The sequence below is a fragment of the Cellulomonas phragmiteti genome, assembly GCF_016862775.1.
Lineage (GTDB): Bacteria > Actinomycetota > Actinomycetes > Actinomycetales > Cellulomonadaceae > Cellulomonas > Cellulomonas phragmiteti.
The window spans coordinates 1-18,104 of record NZ_BONP01000041.1; the positions used below are offsets into that span (position 1 = coordinate 1).

Annotated in this window: 16 protein-coding genes; 14 read left to right on the forward strand and 2 right to left on the reverse strand. The window is 75.4% G+C overall.

Annotation, left to right across the window (positions count from 1 at the left end):
* The first annotated feature begins 95 nt into the window (after window positions 1–95).
* Complete coding sequence (locus Cph01nite_RS18300; RefSeq protein WP_203676372.1) at window positions 96–539, forward strand: ScoMcrA-related endonuclease; 444 nt, start codon at window positions 96–98, stop codon at window positions 537–539.
* A 7-nt stretch (window positions 540–546) separates the two neighbouring features.
* Here the strand turns inward: Cph01nite_RS18300 and Cph01nite_RS18305 are convergent, their stop codons facing one another.
* Window positions 547–1,548: a LacI family DNA-binding transcriptional regulator gene (locus tag Cph01nite_RS18305; protein WP_203676373.1), complete on the reverse strand. Its 1,002-nt coding sequence runs from the start codon at window positions 1,546–1,548 to the stop codon at window positions 547–549.
* Between the two features lie 240 nt (window positions 1,549–1,788).
* Here Cph01nite_RS18305 and Cph01nite_RS18310 point away from each other — a divergent pair, with 240 nt between their 5' ends.
* Window positions 1,789–3,312 (forward strand): alpha-N-arabinofuranosidase, encoded by a 1,524-nt coding sequence (locus tag Cph01nite_RS18310; protein WP_203676374.1) that lies wholly within the window; start codon window positions 1,789–1,791, stop codon window positions 3,310–3,312.
* Window positions 3,312–4,094 (forward strand): alpha/beta fold hydrolase, encoded by a 783-nt coding sequence (locus Cph01nite_RS18315; protein ID WP_203676375.1) that lies wholly within the window; start codon window positions 3,312–3,314, stop codon window positions 4,092–4,094. The genes Cph01nite_RS18310 and Cph01nite_RS18315 overlap by 1 nt, the downstream gene beginning before the upstream one ends.
* A 2-nt stretch (window positions 4,095–4,096) precedes the next feature.
* On the opposite strand, the gene Cph01nite_RS18320 is transcribed toward Cph01nite_RS18315, so the two are convergent.
* Window positions 4,097–4,693, reverse strand: a complete 597-nt coding sequence (locus tag Cph01nite_RS18320) for a VanZ family protein (RefSeq protein ID WP_203676376.1) — start codon at window positions 4,691–4,693, stop codon at window positions 4,097–4,099.
* A gap of 170 nt (window positions 4,694–4,863) precedes the next feature.
* Between Cph01nite_RS18320 and Cph01nite_RS18325 the strand changes: the two genes are divergently transcribed.
* The 11 genes from Cph01nite_RS18325 to Cph01nite_RS18375 all read left to right on the forward strand — a co-directional run.
* Window positions 4,864–5,265, forward strand: a complete 402-nt coding sequence (locus Cph01nite_RS18325; RefSeq protein WP_203676377.1) for an SRPBCC family protein — start codon at window positions 4,864–4,866, stop codon at window positions 5,263–5,265.
* Window positions 5,262–5,825 (forward strand): GNAT family N-acetyltransferase, encoded by a 564-nt coding sequence (locus Cph01nite_RS18330; protein ID WP_239069358.1) that lies wholly within the window; start codon window positions 5,262–5,264, stop codon window positions 5,823–5,825. Before Cph01nite_RS18325 ends, Cph01nite_RS18330 begins: the two co-directional genes overlap by 4 nt.
* Window positions 5,825–6,754, forward strand: coding sequence for an LLM class F420-dependent oxidoreductase (locus tag Cph01nite_RS18335; protein ID WP_203676379.1), 930 nt, complete (start codon window positions 5,825–5,827; stop codon window positions 6,752–6,754). The genes Cph01nite_RS18330 and Cph01nite_RS18335 overlap by 1 nt, the downstream gene beginning before the upstream one ends.
* Window positions 6,755–6,871: 117 nt before the next feature.
* A complete protein-coding gene (locus Cph01nite_RS18340; RefSeq protein ID WP_203676381.1) occupies window positions 6,872–7,603 on the forward strand; it encodes a class I SAM-dependent methyltransferase in 732 nt (243 codons plus the stop codon).
* A gap of 1 nt (window position 7,604) precedes the next feature.
* On the forward strand, window positions 7,605–8,366 hold the full coding sequence (locus tag Cph01nite_RS18345) for a transketolase (protein ID WP_203676382.1): 762 nt from the start codon (window positions 7,605–7,607) through the stop codon (window positions 8,364–8,366).
* On the forward strand, window positions 8,363–9,310 hold the full coding sequence (locus Cph01nite_RS18350; RefSeq protein WP_203676383.1) for a transketolase C-terminal domain-containing protein: 948 nt from the start codon (window positions 8,363–8,365) through the stop codon (window positions 9,308–9,310). The genes Cph01nite_RS18345 and Cph01nite_RS18350 overlap by 4 nt, the downstream gene beginning before the upstream one ends.
* A 41-nt stretch (window positions 9,311–9,351) precedes the next feature.
* A complete protein-coding gene (locus tag Cph01nite_RS18355) occupies window positions 9,352–10,584 on the forward strand; it encodes a hypothetical protein (protein ID WP_203676388.1) in 1,233 nt (410 codons plus the stop codon).
* Window positions 10,581–11,510 (forward strand): hypothetical protein, encoded by a 930-nt coding sequence (locus Cph01nite_RS18360; protein WP_203676390.1) that lies wholly within the window; start codon window positions 10,581–10,583, stop codon window positions 11,508–11,510. Before Cph01nite_RS18355 ends, Cph01nite_RS18360 begins: the two co-directional genes overlap by 4 nt.
* Window positions 11,503–12,942 (forward strand): FAD-dependent oxidoreductase, encoded by a 1,440-nt coding sequence (locus tag Cph01nite_RS18365; RefSeq protein WP_203676398.1) that lies wholly within the window; start codon window positions 11,503–11,505, stop codon window positions 12,940–12,942. Before Cph01nite_RS18360 ends, Cph01nite_RS18365 begins: the two co-directional genes overlap by 8 nt.
* Entirely contained in the window at window positions 12,939–15,386 is a 2,448-nt protein-coding gene (locus Cph01nite_RS18370; RefSeq protein WP_203676399.1) for a non-ribosomal peptide synthetase, read from the forward strand. The genes Cph01nite_RS18365 and Cph01nite_RS18370 overlap by 4 nt, the downstream gene beginning before the upstream one ends.
* The coding region (locus tag Cph01nite_RS18375) for a type I polyketide synthase (protein ID WP_203676400.1) at window positions 15,383–18,104 on the forward strand (2,722 nt) is incomplete at its 3' end. The genes Cph01nite_RS18370 and Cph01nite_RS18375, both read left to right, overlap by 4 nt.

Genomic DNA, 18,104 nt, shown 5'->3' on the forward strand with positions numbered 1-18,104 from the left:
GCGGTCCCTGGGGACCGCGCCCGCCGTCGGGCGTGCGGCCTCCCGGCGCCAGACCCCGGCACCCGGCCCCTGCGACGCCACGTAGGCTCGTGAGCGTGGCCACCTTCTCGTCCGTAGCGCGTCAGCACGTCCTCCAGGCGATCGAGGAGTACGACCGCCGCGGCGGTGACGACTTCCTCGCGGTCTACGGCTTCGTGCCGCAGGGGGAGTGGACGCTGGTGCACGAGGGGCAGGTGTACGACCTGCCCGCGGTCGTCGGCGTCGCGCACCGCTTCGCCACGGGCCGGCTGGCCACACCGGACGACCTGCACGGCAGCCTGTCCAGCGCGGCGGCGATCATGCGCAAGCGCGGCTTCGACGTGACGCAGCCCGGCGGTGGGCCCGTCGCCGCGCCGGCCCGTGCGCAGCGGGCGCCGCAGCGCCGCGCGCCCGCGGTCAAGCCCCGTCGCTCGAGCTCCGAGCCGGAGCGCGTCGCGCCCGTGTGCCCGACGTGCCACATGACCCTGGCCGGGACGGGCACCTGCGACTACTGCGCCTGACGGGGCGTCAGCGCGTCGTCCCGCGCACCACCAGCCGCACCGGCATGACGAGGTGCTCCGCCTCGACCTCCTCGCCCGACATCCGGCGGTCCAGCAGCCGCAGCGACTCGGCGACGACGAGGTCCACGCGCGGGTCGACGGTGGTCAGCCCCGGCACCAGGTGCTCGCTGACGTCCAGGTCGTCGAACCCGACCACCTGCACGTCGTCGGGGATGCGCAGCCCGCAGTCGTGCAGGCCGGCCATGACGCCGATCGCGACCTGGTCGGTCACGGCGAACACGCCGTCGATCTGCAGGCCGTCGGCGATCGCGCTGCGGATCATCTCCCGGCTCTCCGCCATGGCGAAGTGCGCGGGCGGGAGGACGAGGCGGTCGTCGGGCACCAGCCCCGCCTCGGTGTGCGCGGCCCGCCAGCCGGCGCTGCGCATGCCGACCATGCCGGCGTTGGCGGGGTCCAGCGTGCCGCCGACGATCGCGATGCGCCGGGCGCCGCGCTCGATGAGGTGGGCGGTCGCGAGCCGCGCGCCCTCGACGTTGCCGAGCATGACGTGGTCGCGCTGCGACGGCATCGGCTTCTCGCCCAGCAGCACCAGCGGCATGTCGCCGTTGAGCCGCGCGACCTCGGAGTCCTTGAGGCCGACGACGGACAGCAGGACACCGTCGTACATCTGCAGGCGCGCCTGCGAGAGCGCGCTCAGCTCGCCCTCGCGGCTGGCGCCCGTCTGCTCGACGACGAGGTGCCGCCCGCTCGGCAGCAGGGCGTCGGTGACGGCGGCGGCGAGCTCGGCGAAGTACGGGTGGTCGACCCGGGGGATGGACAGCGCGATGGTCCCGCTGCGTCCCGCGCGCAGGCTGCGCGCCGTGAGGTTGACCTGGTAGCCCAGCTCGTCGACGGCCGCCAGCACGCGCAGCCGGGTGGCCTCGCTGACCCGGGGGCGTCCGTTGACGACGTTCGAGACCGTCATGACGGAGACGCCGGACGCCTTGGCGACGTCCTTGAGAGTGGGCATGTCGATACCCTACGGACGTCAGCGGCCCGCGGGGCAGGGAATCGCTTGACTTTTCCGTGTGTGTACCCGAAGGTCGGACTGCGCCGCGTGTAACGATAAACACGGAGACTCGACGACGAGGTTCCGCGCGCCCGGTCGGCCCCGAGCGCCTCGTCGTCGCGCGCTCCGCACGCACACCGGCGGACCGCCTGCCCGGAGCGTCAGCGTTGACGCCCGGCACCGATCACCGAAGGGACCCTCGTGTCTTCCCTGACCGCCGTCATCGACCTCGACCTGCCCGGGCCCACGATCAGCCGCCACGTCTACGGCCACTTCGCCGAGCACCTCGGGCGCTGCATCTACGGCGGCTTCTGGGTGGGCGAGGACTCCCCGGTCCCGAACGTGCGCGGCATCCGCAGCGACGTCGTCGAGGCGCTGCGCGCGCTGCGGATCCCGAACCTGCGCTGGCCCGGCGGGTGCTTCGCCGACGACTACCACTGGCGCGACGGCATCGGCCCGCGCGACCAGCGCCCCCGCATGGTCAACTCCCACTGGGGCGACGTCGTCGAGGACAACGCCTTCGGCACCCACGAGTTCCTCGACCTGTGCGAGATGCTCGGCGCCGAGCCGTACATCACCGGCAACGTCGGCTCGGGCACCGTGCGCGAGATGAGCGAGTGGGTCGAGTACGTGACGCGCGCCGACGACTCCCCGATGGCCGCCCTGCGCCGCTCGCACGGGCGCGAGGAGCCGTGGAAGCTGCCCTACTTCGGTCTCGGCAACGAGCCGTGGGGCTGCGGCGGCAACATGACCGGCGAGCACTACGCGGACCTCGCCCGCCAGTACGCGACCTACGCGCGCAACCACGGCGGCAACACGCTCTACAAGATCGCGGCGGGCGCCAACGCGGACGACTACGCGTGGACCGAGGCGCTCATGAAGGTGTCGCAGAAGCTGGGCTGCGGCTGCGACCCGCGCGGCTTCTTCCAGGCCATCTCGCTGCACTACTACACGATGTCCGGCGACTGGAGCGTCAAGGGGCACGCGACGGACTTCGACGTCGAGGACTGGTACGTCACCATGCGGCGCGCGCACCGCATGGGGGAGATCCTGCGCGGCCACGCCAACGTCATGGACGCCTACGACCCGGAGCAGCGCATCGGCCTGGTCATCGACGAGTGGGGCACGTGGTGGGAGGTCCAGGAGGGCACCAACCCCGGGTTCCTGCACCAGCAGAACACCCTGCGCGACGCGCTCGTCGCGTCCGTGCACCTCGACATCTTCCACCGGTACGCCCAGCGCGTCTCGATGGCGAACATCGCGCAGACCGTCAACGTGCTGCAGGCGATGATCCTCACCGACCCGGACTCCGGTGCGCTCGTCCTGACCCCGACGTACCACGTGTTCGAGATGAACACCGGGCACCACGACGCCTCGTCGCTCGCCGTGCACGTCAAGGGCGAGATCCCCACGCGGGCGACGGACGGCGCGGACGTGCCGCTGCTGTCGATGTCCGCGTCCACCAAGGACGGCACCGCGCTGGTGTCGCTGTCGAACCTCGACGCCGACGCGCCCACGTCGATCGTCCTGGACCTGCGCGGACGTGAGGTCACCGGGTTCGAGGCGCGCGTCCTGACCGCGCCGACGATCCAGACCCACAACACCCCCGAGCACCCGGACGCGGTCGCGCCCGTCGCGCACGACGGCGTGCGGCGCCACCCGAGGGGCCTCGAGGTCGACCTGCCCGCCCGGTCGTACACGACGGTCCGTCTGGTGCTCGCCTGATGGCCGGCTTGCCGCCCGTCGAGCTGACGGTCCACCGCTCCGGCGACCCCGCCGCGCCCACCGTCGTCCTGCTGCACGGCGTCACCGACTCCGGCACCGCGTGGCCGGACCTGCTCGCGCACTGGGGCGACGCGTACGACGTCGTCGCGCCCGACCTGCGCGGGCACGGCACGTCGCCGCGCTTCACCCCCGAGCAGCTGCCCGACGCGCCGGAGGTCATGCTCGCCGACGTCCTCGCGCTGCTCGACGCCCAGCCCGGCCCGGTCGCGCTCGTCGGGCACTCGCTGGGCGGGCTGCTGGCCCTGCGCGCGGCGCTCGCCCGCCCCGCGAAGGTGCGGGCCCTGGTCGTCGAGGACCCGGCGAGGCCGACGGGTGCGCGCACGCCCGACCCGGGGTTCGCGGCGATGATGCTCGGGGCGACGCAGGCGATCATCGCGGACCGCGACGCGGAGGTCGCGCGCATGCGCCGCGAGACCCCGTGGAGCGACACCGAGATCGAGGCGTGGGCGCAGGGCCGGCCCCTCGTGGACCAGGAGTACCTGCGCGTCGGCCTGTTCCTCGGCGACGCGGCGTGGGAGGAGGCGTTCGACGCGCTGACGGTGCCCACGCTGCTCGTGCTGCCCCCCGACGCGCCGATGGCCCCCCGGGCGGACGGGTTCGACAACCCGCTGGTCCGGACCGTCGTCGTCCCGGGGGCGGGGCACTGCGTGCGCCGCGACCAGCCCGACGCCTACCACGCGGCGGTCGACGCGTTCCTCGCGGAGCACGTCGCCGGCGGCTGAGCTCAGCGCCCGGCGGGGGTCGGGCTGTCGTGCGGGACGTCGTGGCGCGGGCGGTCGGGTCGCGGCGCGTCGTCGCCGCGGTCCGGCCCGCGCCGGGCGGCCCGCACGACGAGCCCGGCCGCCGCGCCCAGCGCGACGCCGAGCAGGTTGTCCACCAGGTCGTTCGAGTCGCACACGCGCCCCAGGCCCGGCAGGGCGTACTGCCACCCCTCGACGAGGAACGGCAGCGCGACCGCGAACCCGAGCGCGGCACCCAGGACCCGCCGGTCGCGTGGGAGGGCGGACAGCACCGCGAGGGGGACGAGCAGCGCGAGGTTCGCCGCGCGCTGGTCGAGCACCAGGATGCTGTGCAGGTCGAGCGGCGCCCACGAGTCGAGGGCGCAGACGCGCTCGGTGACCGGGCGCCACGCCGTGCGCGGGGTCAGCGTCAGCGAGGCCAGCGCGCCCAGGGCGGCGAGCCACGCGGCGACGCCGGCCGCGGGCAGCCGCAGGCGCCGCGCGAGGGGACGCGCCAGCAGGACCACGACCAGCAGCGTGAATACCGTCCCGGCGGGCAGGTACGGCGTCTGCCGCCACATCGCCTCCAGCCACACGACCACCCTCGTCCTCCTCTCCTCGGTGCGCCGACCCCGGTCGGCCCCCCGACCGTAGGCGTCGGGAGCCGACGGGCGAGTCCGCCTCCGGTGTCGTCGGGCCGGTCCGCCGGTCCGCCCGCGGGAGGACACCGACCGCGCGGCCGGTGCGGGAGCCGCGTGGCAGCATCGGGCGCATGAGCACCGACAGCCTGCACCTCGGCGTGCGGATCACCCGCCCGGTCGCCGACGTCTACGCGTTCGTCTCCGACCCGGCGAACCTGCCGCGCTGGGCCCCGGGCCTCGGGACGCAGGTCGAGGAGGTCGACGGGCAGTGGTTCGTCCTGACGCCGCAGGGCCGCGCGCGCGTCACGTTCGCCCCGCGCAACGACCTCGGGGTCCTCGACCACGAGGTGGTGACCCCGGCGGGTCTCGTCGTGCACGTCCCCGTGCGCGCGATCGCCGACGGGCCGGACGCCTGCGACGTGGTGTTCACGCTGCGCCGCGCGCCGGGCATGACGGACGCCGAGCTCGCCCGCGACGAGGGCCTGGTGCGGGCGGACCTCGCGCGGCTGCGCGACGTCCTGGAGGGCGCGTGACGTCGGCCCCGCCACCGGCCGCGGACGTGCGACCCGAGCGGGCGGCCGCCGCCGACGTGCCCGCGATCCACGCGCTGCGGCGGTCGCTGGAGGACTGGATGGCCGCGCGCGGCATCGACCAGTGGCCCGTCGGCTCCCTGCCCGTGGAGCGGATCGCGGCGCAGGTCGACGACGGGCAGTGGTGGGTGGTGCGCGACGCGGCCGGGCTGCGCGGCACCGTCCGCGTCGTCGCCACCGACCCCGAGTACTGGGGCGACGACGACGCGCCCGCGCTGTACGTGCACGGGCTGATGGTCGACCGGCGGGCGTCCGGGACGGGCCTGGGGCGCGCGCTGGTCGAGTGGGTCGGCGACCGGGCCCGTGCCGCCGGCGCGACCTGGCTGCGGCTCGACCACCGGGCGTCCAACCCGCACCTCGACGACGTCTACCGGTCGTGGGGCTTCGAGGAGGTCGCCGCCACGGACCGACCGGGGTTCGCGGTGGTGCTGATGCAGCGACCGGCAGGGACGACGTACCGCGTCGCCGGGGGGCGGCGCGCCGACGCAGGGGGAGGACCGTGATGACGTTCCGGGTGTTCGTGGAGCCGCAGCAGGGTGCCACGTACGGTGACCAGCTGGAGTGCGCGACGGCCGCGGAGGACCTCGGCTACGACGGCTTCTTCCGGTCCGACCACTACCTCGCCGTCGGGGGGGCGCTCGGCGAGCCCGGCCCGACCGACTCGTGGGTCACGCTGGCGGGGCTCGCGCGCGAGACGAGGCGCCTGCGGCTCGGGACGCTCGTCTCCTCCGCGACCTTCCGGCACCCCGGTCAGCTGGCCATCCAGGTGGCGCAGGTCGACGAGATGTCGGACGGGCGGGTCGAGCTCGGGATCGGGACGGGGTGGTACGAGGAGGAGCACCGCGCGTACGGGATCCCCTTCCCCCGGGCGCGGTTCGACCGCCTCGAGGAGCAGCTGCGCATCGTGCGCGGCCTGTGGGAGACGCCGGCAGGTGAGCGCTTCGACTTCACCGGCGAGCACCACACGCTGGTGGGGGCGCCGGCGCTGCCCAAGCCCCGGCAGCGCCGGGTCCCGGTGATCGTGGGCGGTCGCGGCCCGGTGCGGACGCCCGCGCTCGCGGCACGCTACGCGGACGAGATCAACATCGGGTTCGTCCGTCCGGACGTGGCGGCCGAGCAGTACGCGCGCGTCGCCGCCGCGTGCGCGCAGCAGGGGCGCGACGCGACCGAGGTCGTCCGCTCGGTTGCGCTCGTCGTGTGCTGCGGCACGTCGGACGCCCAGGTCGCGCAGCGCGCGCACCGCATGGAGCGCGGGGTGGCGGAGCTGCGCGCGACGGGGCTGACCGGCACGCCGTCGCAGGTCGCGGAGCGGATCGCGGCCTACCGGGCCGTCGGCGTCCAGCGCTTCTACCTGCAGTTCCTCGACATGCGGGACCTCGATCACGTCGAGATCGTCGCCCAGCAGGTGCTGCCGCAGGTGCCTGCTGACTGAATCTTGCTTCTCCGTCCGCTTCGTATAGGTTGGCACGGCTGCCCCGGTCAGGTTCCTCGTGACCACCTCCGGGGTCGGCATGACCGGACCAATGGCGGCACGGCGGCGGGGGCGAGCATGAGCATGGGCTGGGACGCGGGCACGTACGGTGCGCGGTGGTCCGGGATCTACGACTCCCTGCCCTGGCCGGAGCCGGACCAGACCGTGGACTTCCTGTCCGGGCTCGCCGGGGACGGGCGCGTGCTCGAGCTCGCGATCGGCACCGGGCGCGTCGCGATCCCGCTCGCCGCGCGCGGCATCGACGTCGAGGGCATCGACACGTCGCAGAAGATGATCGAGATGCTGCGCTCCAAGGACGGCGGCGAGCAGATCGTCGTCCACGAGGCGGACATCAGCGACTTCACCCTCGAGGACAGGTACGGCCTCGCGTTCCTCGTGCTCAACACGATCTACGCGCTGCAGAGCCAGGACGAGCAGATCTCCTGCTTCGAGAGCGTCGCGGGCGTGGTCGAGCCCGGGGGCCACTTCGTCGTCGAGGCGTTCATGCCGGACCCCACGCGGTTCCGTCGCAACTCCTGGATGCAGGTCCACGACATCGGGCTGGACCACGTCATCGTCGAGGCGGACCGCCACGACCCGTCGACGCAGCAGATCCTCGAGCAGCACATCCACATCCGTGACGGCAAGATCGAGCTGTTCCCCGCGTTCCTGCGGTACGTGTGGCCGTCCGAGATGGACCTCATGGCGCGACTGACGGGCTTCACGCTCGCGGCGAGGTACGGCAGCTGGACCAAGGAGCCGTTCACCGCCAGATCGACCCAGTACGTGTCCGTCTACCGTCGCGTCTGACGTGCCCTCCCTCCGCAGCGCCGCCGCAGCACGGCGCCGGATCCTGGGCTACGCCCGCGGGCGGACGGTCCACCTCGGCTCGTCGTTGTCCGTGGTGGACGTGCTCGCAGAGGTCCTGCGCCGCGTGCACGCCGCCGACCCGGGCGCGCCGCGCAGCCCCGTCGTCCTCAGCAAGGGGCACGCCGTCTGGGCCCTCTACGCCCTGCTGGCCGAGCACGGCCACCCCCGGTACACCGACGCCCACGGCCTGCCCGGCCACCCGGCCGACGGGTTCCCGGGCATCGACGTCGCCACCGGGTCGCTCGGGCACGGGCTGTCGATCGCCGCGGGGATGGCCGAGGCGTTCCGGCTCGACGCGCAGGAGCGTCCCGTCTACGTCGTGCTGGGGGACGGCGAGCTCGACGAGGGGTCGGTGTGGGAGGCCGCGATGTTCGCGGCGCACCGCGGGCTGCGGCACCTGGTCGCGGTCGTCGACGTCAACGGGCTGCAGCAGGAGGGGCCCACGCGCGAGGTGCTCGACACCTCACCGCTGGACCGCAAGTGGGAGGCGTTCGGCTGGCGGGTGGTGCCGGCCGACGGTCACGACGCCGACGACCTGGCCTCCGCGCTGGACCTCGCCGAGCAGGCCGACGCCCCGGCCGTCGTCCTCGCGCGGACCGTGAAGGGCAAGGGCGTGCCGTTCATGGAGCACGACCTGGCGTGGCACACCGCGACGCTCGACGAGGCGCGGTACGCCGACGCGGTGCGGGGACTCGAGCCGTGACCGCGGTGACGGCGGCCCCCGTGCGGTCCATGCGCACGGCCGTCGCCGGCACGCTCGCCGAGCTCGGTGACGAGCGCCCGGACCTCGTGGTTCTGTGCGCCGACGCCCGCGCCCTGGCGCTGCGGTTCGCGGCGCGCCACCCGGAGCGGTCCATCGACGTGGGCATCGCCGAGGCGAATCTGATGGGCGTCGCGGCCGGCATCGCCCGGACCGGCCGACCGGTCGTCGTGTGCGGCATGGCGCCGTTCCTCGTGCGGCGCGCGGCCGAGCAGCTCCGCGTCGACGTCGCCGGTCCCGGCCTGGACGTCACGGTCCTCGGGGTGGGCGGCGGGGTCGCGTACGGGACGCTGGGGGCGAGCCACCACGCGCCGGAGGACCTGGGTGCGGTAGCGGCCATGCCCGGGACCCGCGTCTACAGCCCGGCCGACGTGCACGACGCGCGGTGGGCGGTCCGGGACGCGGTCGGCGGCGCCGGCCCGGCGTACGTCCGGCTCGGCCCGCGCGAGAACCACCTGGTCCACGCCGGCGACGAGCGGTTCGGCCCCGACGGCCTGCTCGACGGCACGCTGCCGGCCGACGTCCTGGTGGTCGCCGCGGGTGCGACCGTGGCGCCGGCGCTCGCGGCGGCGCGTGCGGCACGTGAGCGAGGCGTCGCCGTGGCGGTCCTGCGGCTCGTCCAGGTGTGGCCGTTCCCGGCCGCAGCCGTCCGGGCGGCCGCGCACGGCGCGACCCGCGTCGTGACGGTCGAGGAGCACGACACCGGGTCGGGGATCGGCGCGCAGACCGCGCTGACGCTGTGCGGGTCGTGGTCGGGGGAGACGGCCTTCCTCGGCATCGGCCACGGCCCGGCGCCGGTCGCCGAGCAGGAGGGCCTGTTCCGCCACCACCGCATCGACGAGGCGGCGGTGCTCGACGCAGTGATGCTGGAGAGGGGAAGCATGTGATGCGCGTACTTCTGGGGGCACAGAGCTGCGGGTTCGGGCCCGTGTCGAAGCTGACGGCGATCTCGAGGGCCCTCGAGGGCCACCGGCGGACGTTCGTGGGCACGACCGTCGCGTCGGACTTCGCGCACCGCAACGCGGACGCGTACGACGAGGTCATCGAGCACGACGGTGACCTCACGGACGTCCAGGACCGGGTGGGACCCGTCGACCTGGTGGTGTCGGTGATGGACGCCGACCTCGCGTTCTCGGCGCTCGCCAAGGGGCTGGACGTCCTGCTCGTCGACAGCCTCCTGGCGTTCTGGCAGCTCGAGCGCACGCCGGCGGAGATCGCCGACGTGTGCCGCCGGGCCGCGGGCCGCGGGTACGTCGGCTGGCAGGACGACGTGGGTGCGCTCACCCCGCACGAGCAGATCTACGCCGCCCACCTGTGCGCGACCGCGTCGGTCGCGCAGAACTTCCCCGGCGTCCCGACGCGGGTGCGCGAGCTGGAGCAGCTGGGCGCCGCCGCGCCGCGGCTCTCCGGCGCCATCATCGACCACGACGCGGTCGGCGGCGCCGAGGGGGTGGACGGCTCCGACGTCGAGGTCGAGCCGATCGACCTGCTCGTCAACATCGGCGGGTTCAAGAACTTCCTGCTCGACTTCGACGTCCACAACGAGTACCTCCACCTCATCGAGCGGTGGGTGCCCGACCTCGTCCGCGCCTGGCCGCAGCTGCGCCGGGTCGTCGTCTGTGGCGGCGCGTACGGCGGCGAGCGTGGCCGCGACCTCACCGTGGGACGCTGCCGCGTCACGTTCGAGTGCAAGCCGCAGCGGGAGTTCATCGCCGCGATGGCCGCGACCCGCCACTACCTGCTGACGCCCGGGCTGACGGCCATCCACGAGGCGCTCGCCGTCGGCAGCTTCCCGCTGGCGCTGCCCGAGGAGCACGTGGGGCACATCGCGAACCTCCAGGGGCTGGGCGCGACCCGGTTCGGGCGCGACGGTGCGCGGTTCACGGACCTCGTGCCCGGGTTCGAGGTGCCCGCCGACGACTTCCACGGCACGGCCGCGATCGACCGACGCGTCGGGCAGCTGCTCCGCGACGACGTCGCGTACGCCGGGTTCGTCGACGGCATGAACGCGCGGCTGGGCACGTACCTGGAGCTGACGGACGCGGAGCGGGAGGCCGGCGTCGCCGAGCTCCGCGAGATGCTGAGCGGCCCGTCGTTCGCGGACGTCCTGCGCGGCGTCATCGGGTCCCTGCCGGTCGCGGCCTCCGTGGCCGCCGTATGAGCCGCCCGGTCGCGGACCTCCTGCCCCGGGTCGTCGAGGACCTGCGCACCCTGCACCCGCACGACGTGCGCGGCGACCTCGCGTTCCGTCACTGGGTGCCGCGCAGCGAGCGCAAGCACTGCCGGCGGCTGTTCGTCTCGTCCGCGGTCGACGGTCGGCAGGTGCACGTCGCGAAGGTCGCGCTGGACCCCGCGGACGCGATGGTGGCCCGGGAGTGGGACGCGCTGACCCACCTGGCGGGGACGTCGACGGTGGTCCCGCGGACCGTGGCGAGGATCGGCGACGGGTTCGTCATGGAGTACGTCGGCGAGGGGGACCTGCCGGACGCGTTGGCCGTGGCGGACGCCGCCGGCTGGCACCGCCTGCTGACGGCCGGCGCCGTGACGGGTGCGGCGGTCCACCTGACGGCGGGGCCGTTGCGGCGCGGCGGCCTCGACGTCCCCGCGGACGTGGCGGACCGGTACCCCGCGGTGACGGTCGACGCGCTGCGGCGCGCCGGCCGCGGCCCCGTGCACGGCGACATGGGCCCCTGGAACTACCGGGTGGCCGGTGACGGCGCCGCGCTGATCGACTGGGAGGACTACGCGGCCGACGGCGTCTGCGCGCTCGACCTGCTCAACCTCGTCCTCACGGCGGCGCTCGTCGCGTGGCCCGCGTACCGGGAGCACGGCTTCGCGTGGCTGTTCGAGCAGATGCGCGACGGCGGCACGCCGTACCACGACGCCGCCGGTGCGGCGCTGACCGGGTACGCCGAGCTCACGGGTGAGGACCCGGCCACGGTGCTGGCGCTCACGCCCGTGTTCTGCGACGCGATGGTCCGCCGGATCGAGGCGCAGGGACGCCCGACCGCGCACCTGTTCTACAGGCCTCTCGCGGAGTCGTTCGCGCAGGACCCGGACCGGGTCGTCGGAGGTGTCCGTGCGTGACGAGGAGGTGCTCGACGCCGTCGTGGTCGGCGGTGGGCCGTCCGGGCTGTTCGCGATGTGGCGCCTGGCCACCGGAGGTGCGCGGGTCGCGCTCCTGGAGGCCGGGCAGGACATGCGCGCGAGCCTGTGCTCGAAGGTCTCGGCCCGCATGGCCGGGCGCTCGGTCCGCGAGGCCGAGAAGTTCCGGCTGCAGTGCCACCGCTGCGACTGCCTGACCGGCATCGGCGGGGCGGCGTTCCACTTCGACACGAACCTCGGGTACGTCTCCGGGCTCTCGCGGTCCAAGCTCGAGGCGGACGCCCAGGGGCGGGTGCGCACGTACTCGGGCCTCGAGCGGGCGCTCGGCAGCTTCGAGCGCGCGGCCGACGCCGTCGCCGACGTCTACGACCACCTCGTCGCCTTCGGTGTCGACATGGGCACCGACGCCCCGGCCACGACGACGAGCGCGGCGCCACCGGCGGGGTTCGCGCTCGCCGACGCCGCCCCGTCGAAGGCGATCACGGTCGACGAGGCGATCGGCATGCTCGACGCGCTGGTCGCGCAGGCCACCGCGGCGGGTGCCGTCGTGCACCTGGGGACCCGCGCGCTGACGGTCGAGCGGCGGGCCGACGGCGTGTGGGAGGTGCGGACGCCCACCGGCGTCGTGCGGGCGCGGCACGTGGTCGTCGGCGTCGGCAAGCTCGGGCTGCCGTGGGTCGAGTCCGTGCTGGCGGCCAACCACGTCGTCGCGACGTCGGCGCCCCGGGTCGACGTGGGCGTGCGCCTGGAGCTCCCGGCCGAGATCGCCGAGCCGCTGACCGCACCGTGCCAGAACCCCAAGCTGACGTTCCTCAACGCGGCGGCCGAACCGGTCCGCACCTTCTGCGTCTGCGAGCGCGGCCGGATCATGCAGTACGCGTTCGAGGGCGCGGTCGTCCTCGACGGTCAGCACTGCGTCACCACGCCGACGTCGCGCACCAACATCGGGGTCGTCACGACGGTCGACGTGCCGGCCGGCGTCGGTGGCACGGACCACGCCCGGGAGTTCGCGCGGCGGATCACCGCCGCGGGCCAGGGGCTGCCGGTGGTGCAGCCGCTCCTGGAGCTGCTGCGGCGTGGTCGGCTCGCCGAGCGGCCCGGGACGAGCCTGGTCCGCGCGACCTGGGGCGACCTGGCGCCGCTGCTGGGCCGTGACCGCGTCGCCGACGTCGAGGAGATGGCCGACCGCCTCGAGGAGGTCGCGCCCGGCGTCGTCGGTCCCGACACCGTCGTCGCGGCCCCCGTCGTGGAGCGCGTGTTCCCGTCGATCGAGCTCGACGGCGACATGCAGAGCAGCGCACCGGGGCTCTTCTTCGTCGGGGACAGCTCCTCGAAGATCATCGGCGTCACCTACGGGGCAGCCACCGGGATCGTCGCGGCCGACGCCGTCCTGCGGAAGGGACCGACCTCATGACCCTCTCACCGGACGTGCGGGTGCCCGCCGCCGAGCCGGGCGCCGCGCCCTGGGACCGCCTGCTGACGACCCGCCCGGGGACGTCGCCGTCGAGGGTGCTGGCGGCGGTGCTCGCGGTCGTCCTCGACCGGCACGGTGCCGCCGTCGCCCTCGTCGTCGACGGGGACCCGGCCGCCGGGGAGCGGGCCCTGCGGGCGCTGCGTGCCGCCGGCGCCGACGCGACGTGGGACGGCGTGCTCGACGCCCTCGGGACCGCGGACCCCGGGTCGTCCGCCGCACCGGACCCGACGCTGCCCGTGGTCGCCGTGGTGGACGACCCGGCCGCGGGCGCGGGGGCCGACCTGTGCGTGTGGCTCGACGGCGGCCGGGTGGGCGGGCGGCTCGGCGGGCGGGGCACGGCCGGTGCGGCCCTCTCCCCGTCCTGGTGCACCTCGGTGCTCGAGCACCTCGAGGTCGCCGCGCAGGTGCTCGTCGACGGTGCGGCGGAGTCGGGCCTCGGGCGGGCGGAGATCCTCACGCCGCGCGCGCGCACGCTCAACGGCGGCACGCCCACGCGGCTGCCGGACTACCCCGGGTCGACGTTGCACGAGCTGTTCCGGCTGCAGGCGTGGCGCACGCCCGACGCGCCGGCGCTCGTCGGCCCGGACGGGGAGCTGACCTACGGTGAGCTCGACGCGCTGTCGACGGCCCTGGCCGGCGACCTCGTCGGTGACGGGGTGCGCCCGCGCGACCGGGTCGCGCTGTGCGTCGAGCGGTCGTTCGAGCTGTTCGTCGGCGTCCTCGCCGTCCTCAAGGCCGGCGCGGTGTACGTGTACCTCGACCCCGAGCTGCCCACCGAGCGGCTGCGGCAGCAGCTGGCGGTGAGTGCGCCGGTGCGCGTCCTGGCCGGTGCGGGGAGCGGTCACCTCCCGCCGTCGCCCGACGTGCGCCCGCTGCCGGCGGTCGCCGAGCTCGCGCAACGGCCGCCGACGGACGCCCCCGACGTCGTCGTCGGGCCGCGCGACCCCGCGTACGTCCTGTTCACGTCCGGCTCGACGGGCGTGCCCAAGGCGGTGCTGCGGTCGCACCGCCTGCACACGAGCCGGGTGTTCCTCGAGCAGGCGACGTACCGGCTCGGGCCGCAGGACCGGCACCTGCTCAAGCTCCCGGTCAGCGCGCGGGAGCTGTTCTGGCCGCTCGCGACCGGGGGTGCCTGCGTCGTCGTGCCGCTGGGCGGTGAGCGGGACGACCGGCGCATGGTCGAGCTGATGCGGGACCACGACGTGAGCGTGCTGAGCATCGTGCCGTCGATGCTGCGCGTGCTCGCCGCGCGCGCGGAGTTCGCCCACCTGCCGGCGCTGCGGCACGTGTTCGTGGGCGGTGAGGCGCTGCACCGGGACCTGGAGGACCGGGTCCGTGGCCTGGGGTACGCGGTGCACACCACGTTCACCCTCACCGAGGCGGACTACGTCACGCACCGCACGGGGCCGGTCCTCGACGACGGCGACGACGAGGTCACCCACATCGGTGTCCCGCTCGACATGCGCGTGTACGTGTGCGACGAGCAGGGGCGGCGCGTCCCGCCCGGGGCGGTCGGCGAGGTCTGGGCGGGAGGGCCGGGCCTCGCGGACGGCTACCTGGGCAACGCGGAGGGGACGGCCGCACGGTTCGTGCCCAACCCGTTCGACGACCCGCAGGTCGCCACGCTGTTCCGCTCCGGGGACCTCGCGCGCCTCGCCGACGACGGCTCGCTGCGGTACTGCGGACGGCGCGACCTGCAGGTCAAGGTGCGGGGGCAGCGGGTCGAGCCGACGGAGGTCGAGCACTGGATCCGCGCCCACCCGGGCGTGGAGGAGGCCGCGGTCGTCGGCTACGCGGACCGCGAGCAGGGGGCCGTGCTCGTCGCGTTCGTCGCGACGCCCGGGGCGGACGTGACCCAGGGCGAGCTGCGCGACCACCTCGCGCGGCACGTGCCCGGCTGGATGGTGCCGCGGCACGTCACGTTCGTGCCCCGGCTCCCGCAGATGCCGAGCGGCAAGATCGACCGCGTCGCCCTGCGGCTGCCGGAGCGTGCGCGGGCGACGACGCTGCCCGCGCCCGAGCCGGCGCACGGCGAGCTGGAGGCGCGGGTGCTCACGCTCTGGCAGCGGGTGCTGCAGCTCGACGAGGTCGGGGTCGAGGACGTGTTCGTCGACGTCGGCGGGGACTCGTTGCGGCTGCTGCTCCTGCGCTCCGCGCTGCAGGACGAGCTCGGGGTCGACGTCGACGCGGCGCGCCTCATGGCCGCCCCGACGGTCCGCGCGCAGGCCGCGATGCTCGGCGGTGCACCGGACGGCCCGCCGGACGACGCACCGGACGGCCCGGCGACGCCGGAGGTCGCCGGGCACGCCGTCGAGCGTGCCGCCCGCGAGCGTGCCCGGCGCGCGGCCCTGCGCCGCGGACCGCTCCCGGGGGGTCCCGCGTGACGGCCGCGCCCACGGGCACCGCCGTGATCGGGGCGGCGCTGCGCCTGCCGGGGGCCGGGACCCTGGCGGAGTACTGGGAGAACCTGCGGGGCGGGCGCGACTGCATCACGCGCCGCCAGGTCGACGAGCTGCGGGGCCTCGTCGACGACGCGCTGCTCGACGACGCGCGGTGGGTCGGCGCGTCCGGCCGGATCGACGGGGTGTACGGCTTCGACCCCGCGACGTTCGGCATGGCACCGCGCACCGCGCTCGTCACCGACCCGCAGCACCGGCTGCTCCTGACGATCGTGCACGAGGCGCTCGACGACGCCGGGGTCGTGCCCGCGCCGGGCGACCGCATCGCGGTCTTCGCGGGGGTGGGGCGCAACCGCCACGAGGAGCTGGTGCGCGCGGTGCTGCGGGCCACCGGGGAGCCCGTCGACGAGGTCGAGCTCGAGATCGGCAACGAGAAGGACCACAGCAGCACCAAGGTCGCGTACCGGCTCGACCTCGGCGGGCCGGCGGTGACCGTCCAGACCGCGTGCTCCACGGGCCTGGTCGCCGTCCACCAGGCGTGCCAGTCGCTCGCGTCGTACGAGTGCGACGTCGCCGTCGTGGCCGCGGCCGCGGTGCGGGTGCCGGACGTCCACGGGTACCTCCACCTGCCGGGCTCGATCGGCTCGGCCGACGGCGTGTGCCGCCCGTTCTCGGCCCGCGCGAGCGGTGCGGTCGCCGGCGACGGGGTCGTCGGCGTCGTCCTGCGCCGCACCGAGGACGCGGTCGCGGCGGGCGACCACGTACGCGCGGTGATCCGCGGCTCGGCCGTGAACAACGACGGCAGGAAGAGCGGGTACGCGTCGGTCAGCGCCCGCGCGCAGGAGGCCGTGATCCGGGACGCGCTGCTCTTCGCCGAGGTCGACGCCGCGTCGATCGGCAGCGTCGAGGCGCACGGCTCGGGCACGCCGCTGGGGGACGCCACCGAGTGGTCGGCGCTCGCGGCCGTCTACGGCACGCAGGGCACGACGCTCGTCGGCTCCGTGAAGTCGGGGCTCGGCCACCTGCGCGAGGCGTCCGGGCTCGCGGGGCTCGTGCGCGTCGTGGCGAGCCTGGAGCACGCGAGCGTGCCACCGACGATCAACGTCGGCGCGGTCGCGCCGTTCGCGCGCGAGCGCAGCGCCCTGGCGCTGAGCCGCACGGTGCAGGACTGGCCGCTGCCGGGGACGCGGCGCGCGGCCGTCAGCTCCTTCGGCCTGGGGGGCACCAACGCCCACGTCGTCCTCGAGCAGGCGCCCGCGGTCGTCGACTCCGTGGACCGCGACGGCGGGGGGTCGATCGTGCTGGTGTCGGGCCGCACCGCGGCCGCCGCGGAGGAGACCGCGCGCCGCTGGGCGTCGGCGCTGCGCGACGGCGTCCCGGTGCCCACCGCGTCCCGGGTGTCGCAGCAGCGCCGCCGCCACCTCGCGCACCGGCGGTTCGCCGTCGGCGAGGACCCGCAGGCGGTCGCGGACGACCTGCTCGTGGACCCGGGGGCGTCCGACCGGCCGACGGACGGCGTCTGCTTCGTGTTCCCCGGCATCGGGGACCACTACACGTCGATGGCCGCAGGGCTGCGCACCCTGCTGCCCGGGTTCGCCGCGGAGGTCGACCGCCTGCTCGCCGCATGCGGCGCGCACGCGGACCGCGACCTCGCGGCGTGGTTGTCGACCACGCCGTCCACGGGCCGCGGTGCCGCCGTCGACGTGCGCCGGCTCGTGTCCCGCCGCGACGACGTGCGACCGGCGAGCGTCGACACCGTGGCCGTCCACGCCGCGGTGTTCAGCGTGCAGGTGGCGCTCGCGCGGGCCCTCGGGCGCCTCGGGCTGCACCCCGACGTGGTCGTCGGGCACAGCCTGGGGGAGCTGTCCGCCGCGACCGTCGCCGGGGTCCTGGACGAGGCGGACGCCGTCGAGCTCCTCGTCACCCGCGCCCGGCTGCTGGAGGCCGCCGAGCCCGGCGCGATGCTGGCGCTGACGACGTCCGAGCCGCCGGAGTCGCACCTGCGCCCCGGTGTGTGGCTCGCCGCCGTGAACTCGCCGCGCAGCTGCGTCGTCGCCGGCGAGCCCGACGCGGTGCGGGCGCTGGCCGACGAGCTCGCCGAGCAGGGCGCGGCGGGGCGGCTGGTGCCCGTCACGCAGGCGATGCACACGCCGCTGATGGCGACCGCGGCACGCGGGCTGGACGACGTCCTCGCGCGCCTGCGGCTGCGCGCACCGCAGGTGCCGCTGGCCTCCAACGTCACCGGGACGTGGGCCGGCGAGGAGCTCACGCACCCGGGGTACTGGCAGCAGCACCTGACCTCGACGGTGCTGTTCGGCCCGGCGCTGCGGACGGCCACGGAGCGCGCCGGCGTGCTCCTGGAGATCGGGCCGGGTCAGCTGCGCACGCTGGCGGTGCAGGCGCAGCGGGACCTCGGCGGCGCGGTCGTGGTCCCGACGGTGCGCCGCGAGTACCAGAACGAGCGGGACGACGCCGTGCTGCTGCGGGCCCTGGGGCAGCTGTGGCGGCGGGGGCTCGCGCCGGACTGGGGGGCGCTGGACCTGCCGGAGCCGGGCCCCGTGGTGCCGCTGCCGCCGACGGCGCTCGACGCCCGCGAGCTGCGGGTCGACGCCGACCTCGAGGGGCTCGACCTCGACGGCGCGGTCGGCACCGGGACCGTCGTCCCGCGGGCCCGGCCGGCCGCGCCGGCCCCTGCGGCGGCGG